The following is a 22,333-nucleotide window of genomic DNA, read 5'->3' as shown; positions in this document are numbered from 1 at the left end:
CCATGTACAAATTGACCATCGAAGGCCTGCATAAAAGCTACGGCGACCATGAAGTCCTCAAAGGTGTTTCGCTCAAGGCCAAGACCGGCGACGTCATCAGCCTGATCGGCGCCAGCGGCTCGGGTAAAAGTACCTTTCTGCGCTGCATCAACTTCCTGGAACAACCCAACGACGGCGCCATGAGCCTCGACGGGCAGAACATCCGCATGATCAAGGATCGTCACGGCATGCACGTGGCCGACGCCGATGAACTGCAGCGGATTCGCACCCGCCTGGCCATGGTGTTCCAGCATTTCAACCTGTGGAGCCACATGACGGTGCTGGAAAACATCACCATGGCGCCGCGCCGGGTGCTGGGCTGCGACAGGAAAGAAGCCGAGGACCGCGCCCGGCGCTACCTCGACAAGGTGGGGCTGGCTTCCCGCGTGGCTGACCAATACCCGGCCTTCCTGTCCGGCGGCCAGCAACAACGGGTAGCGATTGCCCGCGCACTGGCCATGGAACCGGAAGTCATGCTGTTCGACGAACCGACCTCGGCACTGGACCCGGAATTGGTGGGTGAAGTGCTCAAGGTGATCCAGGGCCTGGCCGAAGAAGGCCGGACCATGATCATGGTGACCCACGAAATGAGCTTCGCCCGCAAAGTGTCGAGCCAGGTGCTGTTTCTGCACAAGGGCCTGGTGGAGGAAGAAGGCGCACCGGAAGAGGTGCTGGGCAATCCGAAAAGCGAGCGGTTGAAGCAGTTCCTCAGTGGCAACCTGAAATAACGTCTACAGAAAAAACTGTGGGAGCGGGCTTGCTCGCGAATGCGGAGTATCAGTGGCATTCATGCCGACTGACACACCGCCTTCGCGAGCAAGCCCGCTCCCACTTTTTTTGATCTGTAGTGCCTGGACTATCAGACGACAGGCGCAGGCGGTGGCTCATCCGGCAAAGTAGGTTCACCAGGCTCCATCGGCTCTTCGTTCGGGGTATCAGGATCAGGCTGACCGGGAATGCCCCCTGCCATGCTGACGGGCGGGTGTGCCAACAGGGACCAGGCCAGAACGCCAACCTGATTGGGTTCAAGTCTTGCCAGTTCGGCACTGATTCGCGGATCGATCTTCATTCGGCACTCCTGAGCGATGGCCCGACCCGCCTTGCGCGGATCGGAACAGTACACCCCATAGAGTGTACGCCCGCTCAGGAATTCCCGACATTTGTCAGACGGTTGACTCAGGTGCGCGGCAGGGTCACGCCACGCTGGCCCTGATACTTGCCGCCACGGTCCTTGTAGGAAACTTCACATTCTTCGTCAGACTCAAGGAACAGCATCTGCGCCACGCCTTCGTTCGCGTAGATTTTCGCCGGCAGATTGGTGGTGTTGGAGAACTCCAGGGTCACGTGGCCTTCCCACTCAGGCTCGAGCGGCGTGACGTTGACGATGATGCCGCAGCGCGCGTAGGTGCTTTTACCCAGGCAAATGGTCAAAACGTTACGCGGAATGCGAAAGTACTCGACGGTGCTGGCCAGGGCGAAGGAGTTCGGCGGAATGATGCACACGTCGCTGTGGATGTCGACGAAGCTGCCGGCATCGAAGTTCTTCGGGTCGACGATGGCCGAATTGATGTTGGTGAACACCTTGAAATGATTGGTGCAACGCACATCGTAGCCATAGCTCGACACGCCGTAGGAGATCACACGGCTATCGTCGCTGCCACGCATCTGGCGCTCGACGAAAGGCTCGATCATGCCGTGTTCCTGCGCCATGCGGCGAATCCACTTGTCCGATTTGATGCTCATGGCGGGTGTCCTGAATAGCGAGGTCGAAAAATTCTGTCCGGCATCTTACCGGGCGCGCCGCCGGGTTCAAAGTCCGCGGTGCAATTCTCGCCGAACAGGCAGGAATTACCTGCTCTGGCGACGAACCGTCACACCGCCGATCCTTAAAACAGAGAAACCTTCGCAAGAAGCATTGGCACGTCCCGGAAAAAGGGTTAAGGTGGCGTCACTGTGCTGCTTGTGTCACTGAGAATCTCTACACGATATGTTGAATTTCGATCCAACCATCTACAAGAATTTTTCCTGCTCTTTGCACTCAGTCTCGGCCAGGGTTCTTCCTGAGTCGCAGTTATCTTTGTTCAAGGAGTTACACCATGTCTAATCGCCAAACCGGTACCGTTAAGTGGTTCAACGATGAAAAAGGCTTCGGCTTCATCACTCCACAATCCGGTGACGACCTGTTCGTTCACTTCAAAGCTATCCAGTCCGACGGCTTCAAAAGCCTGAAAGAAGGCCAACAGGTTTCTTTCATCGCTACCCGCGGTCAGAAAGGCATGCAAGCTGAAGAAGTTCAAGTTATCTAACTTGTACTTGCTTTAGTAAAAAGCCCCGCCCTCAACAGCGGGGCTTTTTTGTGGGCGGGTGTTTTGTCCACGCAAAAAAGATCGCCGCCTTCGACAGCTCCCGGGTAGACCCTCCAGGAGCTGTCGAAGGCGGCGATCTTTTGATGCTCTTACCAGGTCACGCCAAACCCTGCGGTGTAGCGTGTCTTGTCCAGATCCGAATCGTCAGTGCCGCTGATGATGTCGCGCTCTGCCTTCATGTTCAGCGAAGCCCAGTCAGCCACCTTGTAGCGCAACCCCATTTCGGCATCGAGCGCGTAGTCGGCCACACCCGACAGCGGCTTGCCAACCTCGCCACTGGTGAAGAATTCGACACGCTTGCCGACCAGGTAACGGTTGTAGTCCCACGTCATGGCCAGGGCGTAGAAATTGTCCTTGCTGCCATCGGAGAATTCATAGTCCGTGCGGTTGATCAGCGAGCCCAGGGAGAACGCCCCGAGTTCGTTATCCCAGAACTGATAGCCGGGACCGGTACCGACCGTGCGTTGGCGGGAAAGATCCTCGACCTTGTCGCGCTTGTAGACCAGACGCCCTTGCCAGAACCATTGCTCGGTCAGGAATCGGTCGATGGAGTACTCGGCCCTCCAGTTGTCCGTGGTCACCACGTCGTCCTGGAACTCACGGTTGTATTCACCTTCAGCGGTGTGCCGCCAGCGACCGTGTCGCGCACTGGTCTTGAAATCGATGTCGTAGTCATCGGTGTCGTTTTCCGCCCGCTGGTAATCCAGCGCGATATCGACGTTGCCTTTCCACACCAGATCCTCGACCACAGGTTTTGGCTTGAGGATCTGCTGGATGCTCGCCAGCTCGACCGTCTTCGGTGCATCGCCGTTGGCCAGCGTAACCTTGCCGGCGTCCGCCGCTTTCAGCGATTTGGCTTTCTCGCCACTGTAGGCATCCTGCTTGACCAGCAACTCTTGATCGCTGTCCAGGGTCTTGACCTGTTTCCAGTCGATCGTCACCGCACCGGCGTACTCGGTCTGGATCAGCAGCTTGCCGCCATCGAACAGCGTGATCTCGCCGCTCAGCTTGTCACCGTTCTTCAACCACACGGTATCGGCCAGCAAGGGAGGGGATGCGCCAAGGACGGCGAGACACAGCAGGGATCTGGACAACATAAACAAAATACAGGCTCAGGCTTGCGAGAAAAGTCGGCATTATCCGTGGGAACAAGGCCCTGACAAGGACTGACCCGACTATTTCTGTTGAGTTCATTTCTCAACTTCCTGCGAAGGAATTACTCTAAAGATTGTAAAGCAAACCTTTCAGGACTGACGGACGTGACCGATCCAACCGATGAACCCGAGAGTGCAGCGCAAATCCGACGCACGGTGCTGTATTTGACGCTGGCACAGGTACCCGCGGGCAAAGTCGTCAGCTACGGCCAACTGGCAGAGCTTGCAGGACTGGGTCGCGCCGCCCGCTGGGTCGGGCGCACCCTCAGTCAACTGCCTGGCGACAGCAAGCTGCCCTGGCATCGTGTTCTGGCCGCAAACGGGCGTATCAGCCTGCCGGCGGGCAGCCCTTCGGGTGATGAGCAGCGCGCACGATTACGCATGGAAGGCATCAGTATCCTGAATAATCGTGTTGATATTCAGCGCCATGGCTGGCGTCCGGTAGAGCACAGCGGTTAGAGTGCGCGCTTTGTTTCCGTATTTCTTGAGGCAGACTCCAGCCCATGCCCCGTAAAACCTGGCGCGCCGCGCTCGCCGCTTATGCCAGCCCCTCGACACTCGTGCTGTTGCTGCTTGGTTTCGCCGCCGGCTTGCCCTACATGCTGGTGTTTTCGACACTTTCAGTCTGGCTGCGTGAAGCTGGCGTGGCGCGTGAAACCATTGGCTATGCAAGCCTGATCGGCCTGGCGTATGCCTTCAAATGGGTCTGGTCACCCTTGCTCGACCAATGGCGACTGCCATTGCTCGGCAAACTCGGTCGACGACGATCCTGGCTCGTGCTGTCCCAGGCACTGGTCATCCTTGGCCTGATCGGGATGGGTTTCTGCGACCCGCAAAAGCATTTGTCCTGGCTGATCGCCATTGCCGTCGTCGTCGCTTTCGCATCAGCGACGCAGGACATCGCGGTCGACGCTTACCGCCTGGAAATCGCCGAAGACAATCGTCAGGCCGCACTGGCCGCCAGCTACATGTCCGGTTACCGGGTCGCTGCGCTGCTGGCTACCGCAGGTGCGCTCTACTTCGCCGAAGGCTTTGGCTCCACCGGCTTCAACTACAAGCATTCGGCCTGGGCCGGCACCTACATCCTGTTCGGCGCCCTGATGGTCCCGGCACTGCTGACCAGCATGTTCATGCGCGAACCGCCGGTCCCGTTGCGCACGCAACTGCAGGCCGGGCGCTACAGCTTCGTGCATCAACTGGCCTCAGTGTTCGTGCTGATCATTTTGCTGGTGTCCGTGCCGGCCATGTTCACCCAGCTCTATAACACCGACTTTGCCAGCGTATTGTTCGAAGGCGTGAGCCCGCTCGACCTGCTGCTCGAAGACCGCGCCTTCCTGCGGGCCATCCTCTATATCACGCTCACCGCCCTGTGCCTCTCGGCCATGGGCCGTCGCGGCCTGGCGCCTGTGCTGACACCGGTCAACGACTTCATCCTGCGATACCGCTGGCAAGCGCTGCTGCTGCTCGGCCTGATCGCCACCTATCGGATGTCCGATACGGTCATGGGTGTGATGGCAAACGTGTTCTACATCGACCAGGGTTTCACCAAGGACCAGATCGCCAGCGTCAGCAAAATCTTCGGCCTGATCATGACCCTGGTCGGCGCCGGCATGGGCGGCCTGCTGATCGTGCGTTTCGGCATCCTGCCGATCCTGTTCATCGGCGGTGTCGCGTCCGCGGCGACCAACATCCTGTTCCTGATGCTCGCCGACATGGGCCCCAACCTGAACATGCTGGTGCTGACCATCTCCCTGGACAACTTCAGCTCGGGCCTGGCGACCTCGGCGTTCGTCGCCTACCTGTCGAGCCTGACCAACCTCAAGTTCTCCGCCACCCAATACGCCCTGCTCAGCTCGATCATGCTGTTGCTGCCACGCCTGATCGGCGGCTACTCCGGAGTCATGGTGGAGAAATTCGGTTACCATGACTTCTTCCTGATCACCGCCCTGCTAGGCGTCCCGACCCTGCTGTTGATTGCCTTGCACTGGTTCCAGGAGAACCGCCGTGAAGGCCCGACACCGACACCGGAACCGGTGCAGACTCCGATCGCCGAAGAGTCGTAGACTCTTACCCAGGAAGAATCGCGGAGGGTCGAGTGAATCGTGCCCTCCCGCCACACCAGCGACCGCACGCCTGTACGCCAGCGGATCTCGCCCGTACAATGCTCCGTCATTTCTCGTCATCAGCAATCGATAACGGCCAACCATGCGCACCAGTCAATTTTTGCTCGCCACACAAAAAGAAACGCCTTCCGACGCGGTCGTGATCAGCCACCAGCTGATGCTGCGCGCCGGCATGATCCGCAAACTCGCCTCGGGCCTGTACACCTGGCTGCCGATGGGCTTGCGGGTAATGCGCAAGGTCGAAGCCGTCGTTCGTGAAGAAATGAACGCCGCCGGCTCTCTCGAAGTGTTGATGCCGAGCACGCAACCGGCTGAGCTGTGGCAGGAATCCGGGCGCTGGGAAGAGTACGGCCCTGAATTGCTGCGCTTCAAGGATCGCCACGGTCGCGACTTCTGCGCAGGCCCGACCCACGAAGAAGTCATCACCGACCTGATGCGCAACGAATTGAGCAGCTACAAGCAGCTGCCGATCAACCTGTACCAGATCCAGACCAAATTCCGTGACGAAATCCGCCCACGCTTCGGCTTGATGCGCGGCCGCGAATTCATCATGAAGGACGCCTATTCGTTCCACGCTGACCAGCCTTCGCTGCAGGTCACCTACGACCGCATGCACCAGGCTTATTGCAACGTGTTCACCCGTCTGGGCCTGAAGTTCCGTCCTGTTGAAGCCGACAACGGCTCCATCGGCGGTGCCGGTTCCCACGAGTTCCACGTACTGGCCGAATCCGGTGAAGACGACATCGTGTTCAGCAACGGCTCCGACTACGCCGCCAACATCGAAAAAGCCGAAGCCGTGCCGCGCGAAACATCGCGTGCCGCTCCGACCGAAGAACTGCGTCTGGTCGATACCCCGAACGCCAAGACCATTGCGCAACTGGTCGAAGGCTTCAACCTGCCGATCGAGAAAACCATCAAGACCCTGGTGGTGCACGCCGAAGAGAAAGGCAAGCTGATTGCCCTGATCATCCGTGGCGACCATGAGTTGAACGAAATCAAGGCCGCCAACCAGCCTGGCGTTGCCAGCCCTCTGGTCATGGCATCCGAAAGCGAGCTGCGCGAGGCCATTGGTGCCGGCGCCGGTTCCCTCGGCCCGTTGAACCTGCCGCTGCCAATCATCATCGACCGTTCGGTCGAGCTGATGAGCGACTTCGGCATCGGTGCCAACATTGACGACAAACACTACTTCGGCGTGAACTGGGAGCGCGATCTGCCTGTTCCGACCGTTGCCGACCTGCGCAACGTCGTGGCCGGCGACCCGAGCCCGGACGGCAAGGGCACCCTGGAGATCAAGCGCGGCATCGAAGTCGGGCACATCTTCCAGCTGGGCAACAAGTACAGCAAAGCGATGAAGTGCGAAGTGCTGGGCGAAAACGGCAAGCCGGTCACCCTGGAAATGGGTTGCTACGGCATCGGCGTGTCCCGCGTGGTGGCAGCTGCCATCGAGCAGAACAACGACGAAAACGGGATCATCTGGAGCGACACCCTCGCTCCGTTCCAGATCGCCCTGGTGCCGCTGCGCTACGAAACCGAGCAGGTTCGCGAAGCCACCGACAAGCTGTACGCGGAACTCACCGCTGCCGGGTTCGAAGTGCTGCTGGACGACCGCGACAAGAAAACCAGCCCGGGCATCAAGTTCGCGGACATGGAACTGATCGGCATTCCACACCGGATCGTCGTCAGCGACCGCGGCCTGGCCGAAGGCAACCTGGAATACAAGAGCCGTACCGAGGCCGACGCACAAGCACTGCCGGTCGCCGACGTACTGTCCTTCCTTCAGGCCCGCATCCGCCGCTGATAGCAGATATAGAGACGTCATGTTCAAGCGAAACACCTTAGGCCTCGGTGGTGCCGCCTTGTGCGGCGCCCTGCTGGTCAGCGGCTGTGCCAATCACATGTCACAACGCAGCGAGCACGAGGAACGGGTCGAGCGCAAATTGCTCGATCACAGCCTGCAGATCGATGTCGGTGAGCCCAAGGTGCTTGAGCTGCCGCAACGGCGGGTGAAAATCCACGAGCAGAAGACCTTCGAAGTCACCGAGTACGAAGTCACTCGTCACTACGACCGCTATACGCCGTACCAACCCTGGCGGGAGATCTACGAAATCCCGCTGGGCGCGGTGGCCGTGGTGGCGGGTGTCGGTGCCAACGTGGTCAATGTGTTCGCCCTCGGCAACCTGCCGGACAGCGTGACCAAGGACTGGCTGAGCTACGGTTTCGCCGGGCTCAACCCGCTCATGAATGTGCAGTCCCATGGTCGCGCGCAGCAGAACCTGGCCGGCATTGACGAAGTCCAGCGCGACAAGCGCACGGAGTACTCAAGCCTGCCCTGGAGCGAGCGCCCGGTCGAGGTCAAGGCCGGTAAGGAAACCTTCGAACTGACCACCGACAAAAACGGCGTGTTGCGCCTGAATCTGTTGGACAACCCGTTCGCCGAACATGACATCAATCATCTGAGCCGGCTGCTGATTCGTGTCGAGGATGCCCAGGACGACGTACACAGCGACTCCTCGCTGGCCGTCAGCAGCACCTTGCGCAGCAAGCTCTATGAGGCCCACGGGCTGATTTATGACGATCTCGAAGGCGACGAAGTCAGTCAGTGGGTCCACCGGGTCAAGCGCCTGTCGGAGCTTGGTCTTGAAGAAGAAGCCAGCGAACTGGAACAGAGCCTGATCGAACTGACGCGCAATGATCCCGAATTGCAGACCGAATTCCTGAAGTCACTGGCCCGCAATGGCGAGCGACTGGTGGCGAATCCGGGACTCAATTAACCAAAAGATCGCAGCCTGCGGCAGCTCCTACAACAGATCGCGTTCTTCTGTAGGAGCTGCCGCAGGCTGCGATCTTTTATGCTTCAGGCCTACCGCTCAAACAACTCCATCTGCTCGAACCCGCCCCGCAAGTCCTCCAGCCGCACGCCTACCCCCAACAACCGCACCGGCTTACCGCCGCGATTGAAGGCCTGGGTCAGCATCAACTGATAACTTCCCAGATCCCGCCCTGCCCCGGCCTGCTCCAATGTAGTCTGGGTGAAGTCGTGAAACTTCACTTTGACGAATGGCTTGCCCGGACGGTAGCTGCTGTCGATTCGCGCCATGCGACCGGCCAGGGTCTCCAGCAGCTCGGGCAACTTGTCCAGGCAACTCTTCAGGTCCGGCAGGTCAACGTCGTAGGTATTTTCAACACTGATCGACTGACGACGACTGTCGTTGTGCACTGCACGCTCATCGATCCCACGGGCCAGGCTCCAGAGTCGCTCGCCAAAGCTGCCGAACTCACGCACCAACGCCAACTTGTCCCACTCGCGCAATTGCAGGCAATCGGTGATGCCCAGCTTGCCGAGCTTGTCGGCGGTGACTTTGCCGACCCCGTGCAACTTGCTCACCGGCAAACCGCTGACAAAGTCCTCGACCTGGTCCGGAGTGATGACAAACAGGCCGTTGGGCTTTTTCCAGTCACTGGCGATCTTGGCCAGAAACTTGTTCGGCGCCACGCCCGCCGACACGGTGATATGCAACTGATTGGAGACGCGGCGCCGGATGTCCTGGGCGATTCGCGTTGCACTGCCAGCAAAATGCGCGCTGTCCGACACATCAAGGTACGCCTCATCGAGCGAGAGCGGCTCGATGATCTCGGTGTAATCGCGAAAGATCGTGTGAATTTCCCTGGACGCTTCTCTATAGGCATCCATGCGTGGCTTGACGATGGTCAGGTCCGGGCACAGCTTCAAGGCATGTCCGGAGGACATCGCCGAACGCACCCCGTACGCTCGTGCCTCGTAATTGCAGGTGGCGATCACCCCACGCCGGTCCGCCGATCCGCCTACCGCCAGTGGCTTACCGGCGAGGCGTGGGTCGTCGCGCATCTCGATGGCGGCATAGAAGCAGTCACAATCGACGTGGATGATCTTGCGTTGGGTCATAGCAAAGCCGTGTTCATGGCAAAGAAAAGGCGTCATGGCGTGCCGGACAAACAGTATCTCACCGACACCTGTATATAGCACCAGTAGTCTGAATGTTCTTTTCCAATCGTAGGAAGAGTCGATTATGAATTTATTTTTTCAATCGAAAAATCACTTCCAATAGACCCACAGGCCTTACCCCGCCTGCCTCACAGACCGCCCGGCCTCTACTTTTTAACGCTAACCGATTGAACAGGAAGAGGTTTTATCGGAATTTGAGGTTGACACCCGAACGCATCTCTATAGAATGAGCCCCACAGACGCGGGATGGAGCAGTCTGGTAGCTCGTCGGGCTCATAACCCGAAGGTCGTCGGTTCAAATCCGGCTCCCGCAACCAAACATCAAGAAAGGCTACTCGAAAGAGTGGCCTTTTTTGTGCGCGCTCGTTTTGTAGCACCGAACGACGAAACAACGCCTGGACGCTCAACCAGACCGAAACCGGAAATCGTTCTGATTCCGAAACTTAGGCCACCCCTGCGACCGTTTGACGCGATTCAACATTTATTTGACCTGCTTCAGGATTAACGGTTGACACCCCGGCGTATCTCTATAGAATGCCGCCACACAGACGCGGGATGGAGCAGTCTGGTAGCTCGTCGGGCTCATAACCCGAAGGTCGTCGGTTCAAATCCGGCTCCCGCAACCAAACATCAAAAAAGGCTACTCGAAAGAGTGGCCTTTTTTGTATCTGTTGAAAAAGTCCTTTCGCAACAATGACCTGCCACTGTGTAGCAAGCCGTTCGGGGAGCCCCGATGCGCCGGGTTCAGACTATGCTCAATCACAGGCTGAAGCCTTCACGACTGATGAGGCGCCATCCCTGCTGCCGGGTGATAGGCGTTAATATTTGTGATTATTTTTTTCTACAGGGATTGGTAACTTGGCTGGATACCTCCATCCTGTCGCGCACAATCCAAGAGGTGATTGATGCGCGCCAACTCGTCTGATTCACAAGACACTGTCACAGCGACACAACCGATCAATGCCGAGCGCCTGCGCCTGCTTGATCGATTGAGCAAGTACCGTCAACCCATCGGTCTGGCGATCACACTGCTGCTGTTCGCGATCGCGCTGATTGCCTGTCGCCACCTGTTGAGCGAACTCGACCTTGACGCGCTTCACGACTCGATCCTCGAGGTTCCAAAACCTGCCTTGATGGGCGCACTGGGCGCAACCATGGTGGGCTTCATCATTCTGCTCGGCTACGAATGGTCGGCCAGCCGCTATGCCGAAGTGAACCTGGCACCGCGCACGTTGGCGCTTGGCGGCTTCACGGCCTTCGCCATCGGCAACGCCATCGGTCTTTCAATGTTGTCGGGCGGCTCGGTTCGCTATCGCCTCTATGCCCGCCATGGCCTGGGAGCGGCTGAAGTCGCCCGCATGACGTTGTTCGCCAGCCTCTCGCTGGGTTGCGCCCTGCCACCGCTGGCCGCCCTGGCGACGCTCAGTGACCTGCCAGCGGCGTCCTCCGCCCTGGGACTCTCCGAGACGTTGCTGGGCGTGGTGGCGACCGCCGTGCTCGTGCTGTTTTCCGTGTTGACCATCGGTATCTACCGTCGTCGGCTGCCGGATCAGCCTTACCCGGACAACTTGCTGGTCAGGGTCGGGCGCCGCACCTTGCGCCTGCCCGGGCGTCGCCTGACCTTCCTGCAATTGGTCATCACCGCCCTGGACGTAGCGGCCGCCGCTACCGTGCTCTATCTGCTGCTGCCGGAAACGCCACCCTTCGGTGCGTTCCTTCTGGTTTACCTGCTGGCCCTGGCCGCTGGCGTGCTCAGTCATGTGCCGGGCGGTGTCGGGGTGTTCGAGGCGATCTTGCTGGCGGCCTTTTCCGACACCCTGGGTGCTGCGCCACTGGCGGCCGCCCTGCTGCTCTATCGCTTGATCTACGTGGTCCTGCCCTTGCTGGTGGCCTGCCTGCTGTTGTTGGTCAACGAAGGTCAGCGCCTGTTCCAGACACGCCAGACATTGCGCGCGGCCTCGGGCCTGGCGGCGCCGATACTGGCGGTGCTGGTGTTCCTGTCCGGTGTTGTCCTGCTGTTCTCCGGCGCCACCCCGGAAATCGATACCCGCCTGGAACACATCGGTTTTCTGATCCCCCATCGACTGGTCGATGCTTCGCACTTCGGCGCCAGCCTGGTCGGCGTGCTTTGCCTGCTACTGGCCCAGGGCCTTCGCCGCCGGCTGTCGGCCGCGTGGATGCTGACCACCATTCTGTTGCTGGTCGGCGCCCTGCTCTCGCTGCTCAAAGGCTTCGACTGGGAAGAAGCCAGCCTGATGGTGCTGACGGCTAGCCTGCTGGGGGTATTCCGCCGCTCGTTCTATCGCCCCAGCCGCCTGACCGAATTGCCGTTCTCGCCGCTTTATCTGGTGGCCAGCCTGTGCGTACTCGGTGCGTCGATGTGGCTGCTGCTGTTCGCCTACCAGGACGTTCCGTACAGCCACCAACTCTGGTGGCAGTTCACCCTCGACGCTGACGCCCCTCGCGGCCTGCGCTCGCTGCTCGGGGCTGCCGTGCTACTGGTGGTGGTGTCCCTGACCTGGTTGTTGCGCACCGCGCGCCCGGTCATTCACCTGCCCACGCCCGACGAACTGGAGCGCGCCAGCAAGATCCTCATGGCATCGGCCCAACCGGATGGCGGCCTGGCACTGACCGGTGACAAGGCGCTGCTGTTTCACCCCAATGACGAAGCCTTCCTGATGTACGCCCGTCGCGGCCGCAGCCTGGTGGCACTGTATGACCCGATCGGCCCGGGCCAGCAAAGGGCGGAAATGATCTGGCAGTTCCGCGACCTGTGCGACATCCACCATGCCCGTCCCGTGTTCTATCAAGTGCGCGCCGAGAACCTGCCGTACTACATGGACATCGGCCTGACCGCGATCAAGCTCGGCGAAGAAGCCCGGGTCGACCTCAAGCGTTTTGATCTCGAGGCCAAGGGCAAGGAGATGAAGGACCTGCGCTACACCTGGAACCGTGGCACCCGTGACGGCCTGTCCCTGGAAATCCATGAGCCGGGCCAAGCGCCTATGGACGAGCTCAAGGTGATTTCCGATGCCTGGCTGACCGGCAAGAACGTCCGGGAGAAAGGCTTCTCGCTGGGTCGCTTCAGCGATGACTACCTCAAGCATTTCCGCATCGCGGTGATTCGTTTCGAAGGACGCCCGGTGGCGTTCGCCAACCTGCTCGAGACCTACGGCCATGACCTGGCCAGCCTCGACTTGATGCGCGCGCACCCGGATGCCCCGAAGCTGACCATGGAGTTCATGATGGTCGGCCTGATTCAACATTATAAAAACCATGGATACGCGCGTTTCAGCCTGGGCATGGTGCCGCTGTCGGGGTTGCAACCCCGTCGTGGCGCACCACTTACCCAGCGCCTGGGCTCGATGGTATTCCGCCGTGGTGAGCAGCTGTACAACTTCCAGGGCTTGCGCCGCTTCAAAGACAAGTTCCAGCCTGATTGGGAACCCCGTTATATGGCCGTGCCCGCCGGACTCGATCCGCTGGTTGCGCTGGCCGACACTGCCGCCCTGATCGCGGGCGGCTTGACCGGATTGGTGAAACGCTGATGATTCAACGCTCCTTGCGGTATGTATTGGGCACGCTGGTGATAGTGGCCCTGATTCTCGGTGGCGGTTTCTGGTACCTGAAACGCCCGGCACCGGAACCGACCCTCGAATGGCTGACTCCGGCCGATGGTGCGGCGATGACCCGTGTGATCCCCGGCACCACGCCACGCGCCCAGGTGTTGGTGGCGGTCAACGAAGACCAGAAACTCAGCGACAAGCAATTGATGACCCTGAGCCGCAGTGGCTCGGCGCAAATTGTCCAGGTGATCCTGCCCAAGGATTGCCTGCTGCAAAGCCGTGCCCTGCAATCGGGCCTGCGGGAGCTCAAAGGCCCGGCGACCCTGGTCAGCGGCATCGGCCCAGGCGCGGTGCTGGCCTGGCGCTGGTTGTCCGAGCAAAAGGACGACAAAGCCTACGCCGTCTCGGTCGACCTGGCCCTGGAAAAGGGTGGCTGCACTCACCTGCTGCCCAAAAGCGCCGCCCACGGTCACTGGCTGGCGGCGTGGAACGACAACCCGGACGACACCAGTGCCGGCTTCGTGCGTGATCAACCGAATGCCGAAACCAGCATCAGCGACTACGACATCAACCTGCCGCAAGTGCTGAACAACGAACTGCGCAAGATCCTCGTCGGCGGCGACAAAGCCGCTGGCGGCCTGCAAATTCCGGTGGTCGAAGTGCCGGCAGGCCAGGCCAGGGACACCGTGACCCTGTTCCTGTCCGGCGACGGCGGCTGGCGCGACCTCGACCGCGACGTGGCGGGCGAGATGGCCAAGATCGGCTACCCGGTGGTCGGCATCGACACCCTGCGCTACTACTGGCAACACAAGAGCCCGGAGCAAAGCGCGCTGGACCTGGCTGAACTGATGCAACACTACCGGCAGAAATGGGGCACCAAGCGCTTCATCCTGACCGGCTACTCGTTCGGCGCCGACGTACTGCCGGCGATCTACAACCGTCTGGCCGAGTCGGAGCAGCAACGCGTCGACGCCATTATCCTGCTGGCCTTCGCCCGTACCGGCAGCTTTGAAATCGAAGTCGAAGGCTGGCTCGGCAACGCCGGCAAGGAAGCCGCCACCGGCCCGGAAATGGCCAAGCTGCCAGCCGCCAAAGTGGTGTGCATCTACGGTGAAGAAGAAACCGACGAGAGTGGCTGCACCGACAAGACGGCGGTAGGCGAAGCGATGAAACTGCCCGGCGGCCACCACTTCGACGAGAACTACCCGGCGCTGGCCAAGCGTCTGGTAGAGATCATCGAGAAGCGCCAGCCGAAGGAAACAGCTGCTACAGAGTGATCTGACAGCCAGCAAAATAGCCCTCGTTACCTCACGGCAACGGGGGCTTTTTCATTCCACCACACGCCACAAATCCCCTGTGGGAGCGGGCTTGCTCGCGAAAGCGGTGTGTCAAATTGCATCTATGTCGACTGACACGCCCCTTTCGCGAGCAAGCCCGCTCCCACACTGGATCTTCATAGTCTTCCAGCTTTGTACTCAGGTACAAAAAAGCCCCCGCTGCCGCAAGGCAATGGGGGCTTTTTGTGGGTCGCTTACATCTCCACCTGAGTACCCAGTTCAATCACCCGGTTCAACGGCAGATTGAAGAAGCGCAGGTTGCCATTGGCGTTCTGCAACATGAACGCAAACAGCGCCTCACGCCAGCGGGACATGCCTTCGAGCTTGGAGGCGATGACCGTTTCCCGGCTGAGGAAGTAGGTGGTGCGCATCGGGCTGAAGTCCAGCTCATCGAGATGACACAGCTTCAGCGCTTTCGGTACGTCCGGCTCGTCGGTAAAGCCGAAGTGCAGGATCACCCGGAAGAAACCTTCGCCGTAGGAATCCACCTCGAAGCGCCGTGTTGGCGGTACCCGTGGGATGTCTTCGTAGACCACCGTCAGCAGCACCACCTGCTCGTGCAGTACCTGGTTATGCAACAAGTTGTGCAACAGCGCGTGGGGCACGGCGTCCGGTCGCGCGGTGAGGAACACTGCCGTGCCCTGCACGCGATGCGGCGGTTGCACGGCGATGCTGCTGATGAAGATCGGCAGTGGCAGCCCACCTTCATCGATGCGCTCCACCAGCAATTGCTTGCCGCGCTTCCAGGTGGTCATCAGCACAAACAAGGCGAAACCGGCGATTACCGGGAATGCACCGCCCTGAATGATTTTCGGCACGTTGGCGGCGAAGTACACACCGTCTACCAACAGGAAACCCAACAGGATCGGCACCACAAGAACCGGAGGCCATTTCCACAGCAGCAGGATCACCGCGGACACCAGAATACTGGTCATCAGCATGGTCCCGGTCACCGCCACACCGTAGGCCGAGGCCAGGGCACCGGAGGATTCAAAACCCAGCACCAACAGCACCACGCCGACCATCAGCGCCCAGTTCACCGCGGCGATGTAGATCTGGCCCTGTTCGGCGCTGGAGGTGTGCTGGATGTGCATGCGCGGAATGTACCCGAGCTGGATCGCCTGACGGGTCAGGGAGAACGCCCCGGAAATCACCGCTTGCGAGGCAATCACCGTGGCCAGGGTCGACAGGCCGACCAGCGGGATCAATGCCCAGCTCGGTGCCAACAGGTAGAACGGGTTACGAGCAGCTTCCGGGTCGCCCAGCAGCAAGGCACCCTGGCCGAAGTAGTTCAGCACCAACGCCGGCAGTACAAGGATGAACCACGCACGTGCAATCGGCTTGCGGCCGAAGTGGCCCATGTCCGCGTACAGCGCTTCGGCACCGGTCAATGCCAGCACCACGGCGCCGAGAATCGTCACGCCCATGCCCGGATGGACCATGAAGAAACGTACACCCCATACCGGATTCATCGCTTGCAGGACTTCCGGATGCTGGCTGATGCCATAGACGCCCAATGCACCCAGCACAAGGAACCAGGTGACCATGATTGGTCCGAACAAAATGCCGATGCGCGCCGTACCGTGACGCTGGATCAGAAACAGGGCGACCAGCACCACCAGCGACAGCGGCACGACCCAATGGTCGATGCCTTCGAAGGCCAGCCCCAGACCTTCAATCGCCGACAGCACGGAAATCGCCGGGGTGATCATGCTGTCGCCATAGAACAACGCCGCGCCGATCAGTCCGCAGACCACCAGCAACGTGCGCAATTTGGCGTGCCCCGACGCCGCCCGCCGCGCCAGTGCGGTCAAGGCCATAATCCCGCCTTCGCCCTGGTTGTCGGCGCGCAGCACGAACATCATGTACTTGATCGACACGACCCAGATCAGCGACCAGAAAATGAGCGCCAGGATCCCCAGCACCCCGTCATGGTTGACCGGCACGCCATAGCCTCCGGAAAACACTTCCTTGAGGGTGTACAGCGGACTGGTGCCGATATCGCCATAAACCACCCCGACTGCCGCGACCAGCATGCCGATCGGCTTGACCGCCGAATGCTCGGCACCTGCAGCCTGACTACTTGCCTGACCCATCCACCACTCCTACTTCTCAGACCCGGGCTTCTTTCAAAGAAGCACTATGCTTTGTCGTGCAGCATGCGCTGTTTTACTTCAGGTTACAGACGATTTGTTGACAGTAAAAACCCAGTAAAGCGTAACGGCGCGAAGCATAGCGCAGCACTCGTCGTATTTCCCTGCATAAAGCTGGTCAAGTGAGCGACTCATCGCTAGAATTGCGCACTTTTTGATCAGAGGCGCAGTTCAAGCGCCCGTCCGTCGGTTTTGCCCTGCCCGGCAAGCGGCGTCACAAAATACCGAGGTTAGACATGTCCACCACTCCTGCGCCGGCCAATCCAAAGGTTGGCTTCGTATCCCTGGGTTGCCCCAAAGCACTGGTCGACTCCGAGCGCATCCTTACCCAGCTGCGCATGGAAGGCTATGACGTGGTGTCCACCTACCAGGACGCCGACGTCGTGGTAGTCAACACTTGCGGCTTTATCGATTCGGCCAAGGCCGAGTCCCTGGAAGTGATCGGCGAAGCCATCAAGGAAAACGGCAAGGTCATCGTGACCGGCTGCATGGGCGTCGAAGAAGGCAACATTCGCAACGTACACCCGAGCGTGCTGGCCGTGACCGGTCCGCAGCAATACGAGCAAGTGGTCAACGCGGTGCACGAAGTCGTGCCGCCACGCCAGGACCACAACCCGCTGATCGACCTGGTGCCACCACAAGGCATCAAGCTGACCCCGCGCCACTACGCCTACCTGAAGATTTCCGAAGGCTGCAACCACAGCTGCAGCTTCTGCATCATCCCGTCGATGCGCGGCAAACTGGTCAGCCGTCCGGTGGGCGACGTGCTCGACGAGGCACAGCGCCTGGTCAAGTCCGGCGTCAAAGAGCTGTTGGTGATCTCGCAAGACACCAGCGCCTATGGCGTCGACGTGAAATACCGCACCGGTTTCTGGAACGGTGCGCCGGTGAAAACCCGCATGACTGAACTCTGCGAAGCCCTGAGCACCCTCGGCGTCTGGGTTCGCCTGCACTACGTTTACCCGTACCCGCACGTTGACGAGCTGATCCCGTTGATGGCCGCCGGCAAGATCCTGCCGTACCTGGACATCCCGTTCCAGCACGCCAGCCCGAAAGTGCTGAAGTCGATGAAACGCCCGGCCTTCGAAGACAAGACCCTGGCGCGGATCAAGAACTGGCGTGAAATCTGCCCGGACCTGATCATCCGTTCGACCTTCATCGTCGGCTTCCCGGGCGAGACCGAAGAAGACTTCCAGTATCTGCTGAACTGGCTGACCGAAGCCCAGCTCGACCGCGTCGGCTGCTTCCAGTACTCGCCGGTAGAAGGCGCACCGGCTAACGACCTTGATCTGGAAGTTGTTCCGGATGACGTCAAGCAGGACCGTTGGGAGCGTTTCATGGCGCACCAGCAAGCCATCAGCTCGGCGCGCCTGCAAATGCGCATCGGCCGCGAGATCGAAGTGCTGGTCGATGAAGTCGACGAGCAAGGCGCCGTAGGCCGCTGCTTCTTCGACGCCCCGGAAATCGACGGCAACGTATTCATCGACAACGGCAGCAACCTCAAGCCGGGCGACAAGGTCTGGTGCAAAGTGACCGACGCCGACGAATACGATCTGTGGGCTGAACAGATCTAAACGCAAAAAATACGCAAAGCCCCGCTCTCCTGACGAGATGCGGGGCTTTTTTACGGCTATTGTTTGAGGTTGAAAGGATTCATATCAACCACTGCACAAGAGGCAGACAGGCATGCGTCAGCATTCGGTCATCCACACGCCGAAACTCGGCGACTACGAAGAACTGACCCGGGTCTGGGAGGCCTCGGTCCGCGCCACCCATGATTTTCTGCCAGACAGCTACATTGAACTGCTAAAGAACCTGGTGCTGACTCGCTATCTCGACTCGGTGATGCTGATCTGCACCAAGGATTCGAACCAACGCATCACCGGGTTCGCCGGTGTCGCGGCCGGCAAGATCGAAATGCTCTTCATCGACCCCGACCATCGCGGCCAGGGCCTGGGCAAGAAATTGCTGCGCTATGCCCTGGAACACCTGAACGCCTGCGAACTGGACGTCAACGAACAGAACCCGCAAGCCTTGGGCTTTTACTTCAAGCAGGGCTTCGAGGTCATCGGTCGCTCGGAAGTCGATGGCATGGGGCAGCCGTATCCGTTGTTGCACATGCGTATGCGTCAGGCTGAAAAACTCACGCGCAATGGCTGACACAACCAGGAACCAAATGTGGGAGCGGGCTTGCTCGCGAAGAGGCCATCAAATTCAACATCAATATTGGCTGATAAACCGCTTTCGCGAGCAAACCCGCTCCCACAAAAAGCCTCACGGCGTAAATGGACCCGCGATTAACCGGCGCCAGGCAGGTACAATGCCCACCCCCTTTTTGTTACGGCCCTGACATGACTGACCCGATTCGTCTCTCCAAACGCCTCATCGAACTCGTCGGCTGTTCCCGTCGGGAGGCTGAGCTGTTCATCGAGGGCGGCTGGGTCACCGTCGACGGTGTGGTCATCGACGAGCCGCAATTCAAGGTCGACACCCAGAAAGTCGAGCTTGATCCCGAAGCCAAGGCCACCGCGCCGGAACCGGTGACCCTGCTGCTCAACGTGCCCGCCGGCATGGACGCAGATACCGCCATGGCCACCCTCGGCGCCGAGACCCTGAGCGAAGAGCACCGCTACGGCAAGCGCCCGTTGCGCGGGCACTTCCTGCGCCTGACCGCCAGCACCGACCTGCAGGCCAACGCCAGCGGGCTGCTGGTGTTCACCCAGGACTGGAAAATCCTGCGCAAACTCACCGCCGACTCCAGCAAGATCGAACAAGAGTACGTGGTCGAGGTTGAAGGCGAGATGGCGGCCCACGGCCTGAACCGCCTGAACCACGGCCTGACCTACAAGGGCAAGGAGTTGCCGGCGGTCAAGGCCAGCTGGCAGAACGAGAATCGCCTGCGCTTTGCCATGAAGAACCCGCAGCCGGGCATCATCGCCCTGCTCTGCCAGGCGGTCGGCCTCAAGGTCGTCGCCATCCGTCGCATTCGCATCGGCGGCGTGTCCATCGGCAAAGTGCCGGTGGGGCAATGGCGCTACCTGTCCGGCAAAGAGAAGTTCTAAGGCTTTTCTCGCCGCCACACATTTCGGCGCCGCGCCTGGCCGCGACGCCCACAGTTGAATATCAGGACTGCACACATGATTCATAACGACGTACTGCGCAGCGTGCGCTACATGCTCGACATCAGCGACAAGAAAACCATCGAGATCATCAAGCTCGGCGGCCTGGACGTGACCCTGCCGGACTTGCTGACCTACCTCGACAAGAAAGAGGAAGACGAGGAAGGCTTCGTACGCTGCCCGGACGAAGTCATGGCGCACTTTCTCGACGGCCTGGTGATCTTCAAGCGCGGCAAGGACGAAAGCCGTCCGCCACAGCCGATCGAAGTGCCGGTGACCAACAACATCATCCTGAAAAAGCTGCGAGTGGCGTTCGAGCTCAAAGAAGACGACATGCACGCGATCCTCAAGGCCGCCGAGTTCCCGGTGTCCAAGCCGGAGCTGAGCGCGCTGTTCCGCAAGTTCGGCCACACCAACTATCGCCCGTGCGGCGACCAACTGTTGCGCAATTTCCTCAAGGGCCTGACCCTGCGCGTGAGAGCGTAAAACAGCGACACCTTTTGTAGCAGCTGCCGAGCCTGCGAGGCTGCGTTCGGCTGCGAAGCAGTCGTAAAATCAGTTATTGCGATACGTCAGGCAGGCCGCGTCAGCTGGGCTCACGACTGCTATGCAGCCGAACGCAGCCTCGCGGGCTCGGCAGCTGCTACAAATCGCATTACCGTTTAACTGACCGGCATTAGGCCTAATGGCCCCTCATTCCCTTCGAAAATAGTGGCTCCGCTTCTGGCGGCTGACGACTAGGGTTTAAAGACCTCAGTTCTGAAGGATTCGCCATGCACCCGTACTTTTCCCTGCAAGGCCGCACCGCCCTGGTGACCGGCGGCACCCGTGGTATCGGCAAGATGATCGCCAAGGCCTACGTCGAGGCGGGCGCCACCGTGTACGTCTGTGCCCGCGACGTTGAAGCCTGCCTGCAAACCGCTGACGAACTTGGTGCACTTGGCCGCTGCCGCGCCATCGCGGCGAACCTCGCCACCGAAGAAGGCGTCCTGCAACTGGCCGCGCGCCTTGGCGAGCAGATCACCCATCTGGACATCCTGGTGAACAATGCCGGCACCACCTGGGGCGCACCGCTGGAGAGCTACCCGATCAAGGGCTGGGAAAAAGTCATGCAGCTCAACGTGACCTCGGTGTTCAACTGCATCCAGCAATTCCTGCCACTGCTGCGCAAGGCCGGTTCCGAAGCGAATCCGGCGCGGATCATCAACATCGGATCGGTGGCCGGCATATCCTCCTTCGGCGAGCAGGCGTATGCCTACGGGCCGAGCAAGGCTGCGTTGCATCAACTGTCGAGGATTCTGGCGCGCGAACTGGTGAGCCAGCACATCAACGTCAACGTAATCGCCCCGGGGCGTTTTCCGAGCAAGATGACCCAGCACATCGGTAATGATGAGCAGGCATTGGCGCAGGATACGGCGCTGATTCCAATGAAGCGTTGGGGCCGCGAGGAGGAGATGGCGGCGCTGGCGATCAGTCTGGCGAGCACTGCCGGAGCCTATATGACCGGGAATATCATTCCGCTGGATGGCGGGTTCAGTCTCTGAAATCGGCGGCGCGGCCTTCGCGCACACAAAATTTGTGTCCATCACAAAACCTGTGGGAGCGTGGCTTGCCCGCGAAGACGGACTGACAGGCACCGCCTAAGCAATGGTTGATCGGGTTATCATGCCCGCCTCCACTATCGCCTCGACCCCAAACCATGACCTACAGCGTTTCCCCCATCGGCTTCGTGCGCTCCTGCTTCAAGGAGAAGTTCGCCATTCCGCGCCAACCCCAACTGGCCCCGGCTGCCCGTGGGGTGCTGGAACTGGTGGCACCATTCGATCAAGGAGACGCGGTACAAGGACTGGAGCAGGTCAGCCACGTGTGGCTGTTGTTCCTGTTCCACCAGGCCCTGGAGGAAAAACCTCGCCTGAAGGTCCGCCCTCCTCGCCTCGGCGGCAACAAATCCATGGGCGTGTTCGCCACCCGCGCCACCCACCGCCCCAATGGCATCGGGCAGTCGGTAGTGAAACTGGACAAGGTCGAGGCCGGCCGGTTGTGGATCTCGGGCATTGATTTGCTGGATGGCACGCCGATTCTCGATATCAAACCCTACGTGCCCTACGCCGACATCATCGACACAGCCGCCAACAGCATTGCCAGCGCTGCGCCGCAACTGATTCCCGTGCAGTGGACGGACACAGCGCTGCAACAGGCTCACGAGCATGCCCAGCGCCTTGCAGAGCCTTTGGTCGAGTTGATCGAGCAATGCCTGGCGCAAGATCCTCGCCCGGCCTATCAAACCCCTGCACCGGAGCGGGAATACGGCGCGCAGTTCTGGGATCTGGATGTGCGTTGGCATTACCCGACACCGGAGCTGATCCGCGTCCTGGAAGTCATTCCCGCAATAAGCTGAACGACAGAAACAACTGTGGGAGCGGGCTTGCTCGCGAAGGCGGTGTGTCAGTCAACTTTAATGTCGACTGACACACCGCCCTGTATCTTATAAAAA

Annotated in this window: 19 protein-coding genes and 2 tRNA genes; 16 read left to right on the top strand and 5 right to left on the bottom strand. The window is 60.1% G+C overall.

Annotated features, from left to right (window positions below; translation table 11 throughout):
- The first annotated feature begins 2 nt into the window (after positions 1-2).
- Positions 3-767, top strand: a complete 765-nt coding sequence (locus AC07W4_RS21955) for an ABC transporter ATP-binding protein (RefSeq protein ID WP_495033963.1) — start codon at positions 3-5, stop codon at positions 765-767.
- A 131-nt stretch (positions 768-898) separates the two neighbouring features.
- Here the strand turns inward: AC07W4_RS21955 and AC07W4_RS21950 are convergent, their stop codons facing one another.
- Together AC07W4_RS21950 and dcd are read right to left on the bottom strand one after the other, a co-directional pair.
- The gene (locus tag AC07W4_RS21950; protein ID WP_322616074.1) at positions 899-1,108 is read right to left on the bottom strand and encodes a hypothetical protein; all 210 of its coding nucleotides are present in this window, start codon (positions 1,106-1,108) and stop codon (positions 899-901) included.
- A gap of 107 nt (positions 1,109-1,215) precedes the next feature.
- Entirely contained in the window at positions 1,216-1,782 is a 567-nt protein-coding gene (gene dcd / locus AC07W4_RS21945; RefSeq protein ID WP_007940589.1) for a dCTP deaminase, read from the bottom strand.
- A 353-nt stretch (positions 1,783-2,135) separates the two neighbouring features.
- On the opposite strand from dcd, the gene AC07W4_RS21940 reads away from it, so the two are divergent.
- Complete coding sequence (locus tag AC07W4_RS21940) at positions 2,136-2,345, top strand: cold-shock protein (RefSeq protein ID WP_002554837.1); 210 nt, start codon at positions 2,136-2,138, stop codon at positions 2,343-2,345.
- A gap of 149 nt (positions 2,346-2,494) precedes the next feature.
- Here the strand turns inward: AC07W4_RS21940 and AC07W4_RS21935 are convergent, their stop codons facing one another.
- Positions 2,495-3,502, bottom strand: coding sequence for a DUF481 domain-containing protein (locus tag AC07W4_RS21935; RefSeq protein WP_495033962.1), 1,008 nt, complete (start codon positions 3,500-3,502; stop codon positions 2,495-2,497).
- Between the two features lie 162 nt (positions 3,503-3,664).
- Between AC07W4_RS21935 and AC07W4_RS21930 the strand changes: the two genes are divergently transcribed.
- The 4 genes from AC07W4_RS21930 (at position 3,665) to AC07W4_RS21915 (ending at position 8,453) form a co-directional block, all read left to right on the top strand.
- Positions 3,665-4,018 (top strand): MGMT family protein, encoded by a 354-nt coding sequence (locus AC07W4_RS21930; RefSeq protein WP_495033961.1) that lies wholly within the window; start codon positions 3,665-3,667, stop codon positions 4,016-4,018.
- A 44-nt stretch (positions 4,019-4,062) separates the two neighbouring features.
- Positions 4,063-5,622: an AmpG family muropeptide MFS transporter gene (locus tag AC07W4_RS21925; RefSeq protein WP_008052153.1), complete on the top strand. Its 1,560-nt coding sequence runs from the start codon at positions 4,063-4,065 to the stop codon at positions 5,620-5,622.
- A 142-nt stretch (positions 5,623-5,764) separates the two neighbouring features.
- Positions 5,765-7,480, top strand: a complete 1,716-nt coding sequence (locus AC07W4_RS21920) for a proline--tRNA ligase (protein ID WP_495033960.1) — start codon at positions 5,765-5,767, stop codon at positions 7,478-7,480.
- 19 nt (positions 7,481-7,499) lie between these two features.
- Positions 7,500-8,453, top strand: a complete 954-nt coding sequence (locus tag AC07W4_RS21915) for a hypothetical protein (protein WP_495033959.1) — start codon at positions 7,500-7,502, stop codon at positions 8,451-8,453.
- 89 nt (positions 8,454-8,542) lie between these two features.
- Here AC07W4_RS21915 and dinB read toward each other — a convergent pair whose 3' ends face one another.
- On the bottom strand, positions 8,543-9,604 hold the full coding sequence (gene dinB / locus AC07W4_RS21910; RefSeq protein WP_008052157.1) for a DNA polymerase IV: 1,062 nt from the start codon (positions 9,602-9,604) through the stop codon (positions 8,543-8,545).
- Positions 9,605-9,904: 300 nt separating this feature from the next.
- On the opposite strand from dinB, the gene AC07W4_RS21905 reads away from it, so the two are divergent.
- The 4 genes from AC07W4_RS21905 to AC07W4_RS21890 all read left to right on the top strand — a co-directional run bounded on the left by AC07W4_RS21905 (position 9,905) and on the right by AC07W4_RS21890 (position 14,507).
- Positions 9,905-9,981 (top strand) — tRNA-Met (locus AC07W4_RS21905).
- A gap of 232 nt (positions 9,982-10,213) precedes the next feature.
- Positions 10,214-10,290, top strand: a tRNA-Met gene (locus AC07W4_RS21900).
- 279 nt (positions 10,291-10,569) lie between these two features.
- Positions 10,570-13,212, top strand: coding sequence for a bifunctional lysylphosphatidylglycerol flippase/synthetase MprF (gene mprF, locus AC07W4_RS21895; RefSeq protein WP_495033958.1), 2,643 nt, complete (start codon positions 10,570-10,572; stop codon positions 13,210-13,212).
- On the top strand, positions 13,212-14,507 hold the full coding sequence (locus AC07W4_RS21890) for a virulence factor family protein (protein ID WP_495033957.1): 1,296 nt from the start codon (positions 13,212-13,214) through the stop codon (positions 14,505-14,507). Before mprF ends, AC07W4_RS21890 begins: the two co-directional genes overlap by 1 nt.
- Before the next feature lie 254 nt (positions 14,508-14,761).
- Here AC07W4_RS21890 and AC07W4_RS21885 read toward each other — a convergent pair whose 3' ends face one another.
- On the bottom strand, positions 14,762-16,663 hold the full coding sequence (locus AC07W4_RS21885; protein ID WP_495033956.1) for a potassium transporter Kup: 1,902 nt from the start codon (positions 16,661-16,663) through the stop codon (positions 14,762-14,764).
- A 293-nt stretch (positions 16,664-16,956) separates the two neighbouring features.
- Between AC07W4_RS21885 and rimO the strand changes: the two genes are divergently transcribed.
- The 6 genes from rimO (at position 16,957) to tsaA (ending at position 22,237) form a co-directional block, all read left to right on the top strand.
- Positions 16,957-18,294: a 30S ribosomal protein S12 methylthiotransferase RimO gene (gene rimO, locus AC07W4_RS21880; RefSeq protein WP_008052161.1), complete on the top strand. Its 1,338-nt coding sequence runs from the start codon at positions 16,957-16,959 to the stop codon at positions 18,292-18,294.
- A gap of 112 nt (positions 18,295-18,406) precedes the next feature.
- A complete protein-coding gene (locus tag AC07W4_RS21875) occupies positions 18,407-18,880 on the top strand; it encodes an acetyltransferase (RefSeq protein WP_495033955.1) in 474 nt (157 codons plus the stop codon).
- A 191-nt stretch (positions 18,881-19,071) separates the two neighbouring features.
- On the top strand, positions 19,072-19,782 hold the full coding sequence (locus tag AC07W4_RS21870) for an rRNA pseudouridine synthase (protein ID WP_495033954.1): 711 nt from the start codon (positions 19,072-19,074) through the stop codon (positions 19,780-19,782).
- A 75-nt stretch (positions 19,783-19,857) separates the two neighbouring features.
- Positions 19,858-20,325 (top strand): YehS family protein, encoded by a 468-nt coding sequence (locus AC07W4_RS21865; RefSeq protein WP_008052166.1) that lies wholly within the window; start codon positions 19,858-19,860, stop codon positions 20,323-20,325.
- 287 nt (positions 20,326-20,612) lie between these two features.
- Positions 20,613-21,383 carry an SDR family oxidoreductase gene (locus tag AC07W4_RS21860; protein ID WP_495033953.1) on the top strand — a complete coding sequence of 257 codons (771 nt, stop codon included), beginning with the start codon at positions 20,613-20,615 and terminating at the stop codon, positions 21,381-21,383.
- Positions 21,384-21,538: 155 nt separating this feature from the next.
- Entirely contained in the window at positions 21,539-22,237 is a 699-nt protein-coding gene (gene tsaA, locus AC07W4_RS21855; RefSeq protein ID WP_495033952.1) for a tRNA (N6-threonylcarbamoyladenosine(37)-N6)-methyltransferase TrmO, read from the top strand.
- Positions 22,238-22,333 lie beyond the last annotated feature (96 nt).

It is taken from the genome of Pseudomonas sp. GW821-FHT02A08 (assembly GCF_059422045.1).
The sequence above is the reverse complement of the archived record's forward strand: the minus strand, read 5'-3'. Positions and strand labels throughout refer to the sequence as shown.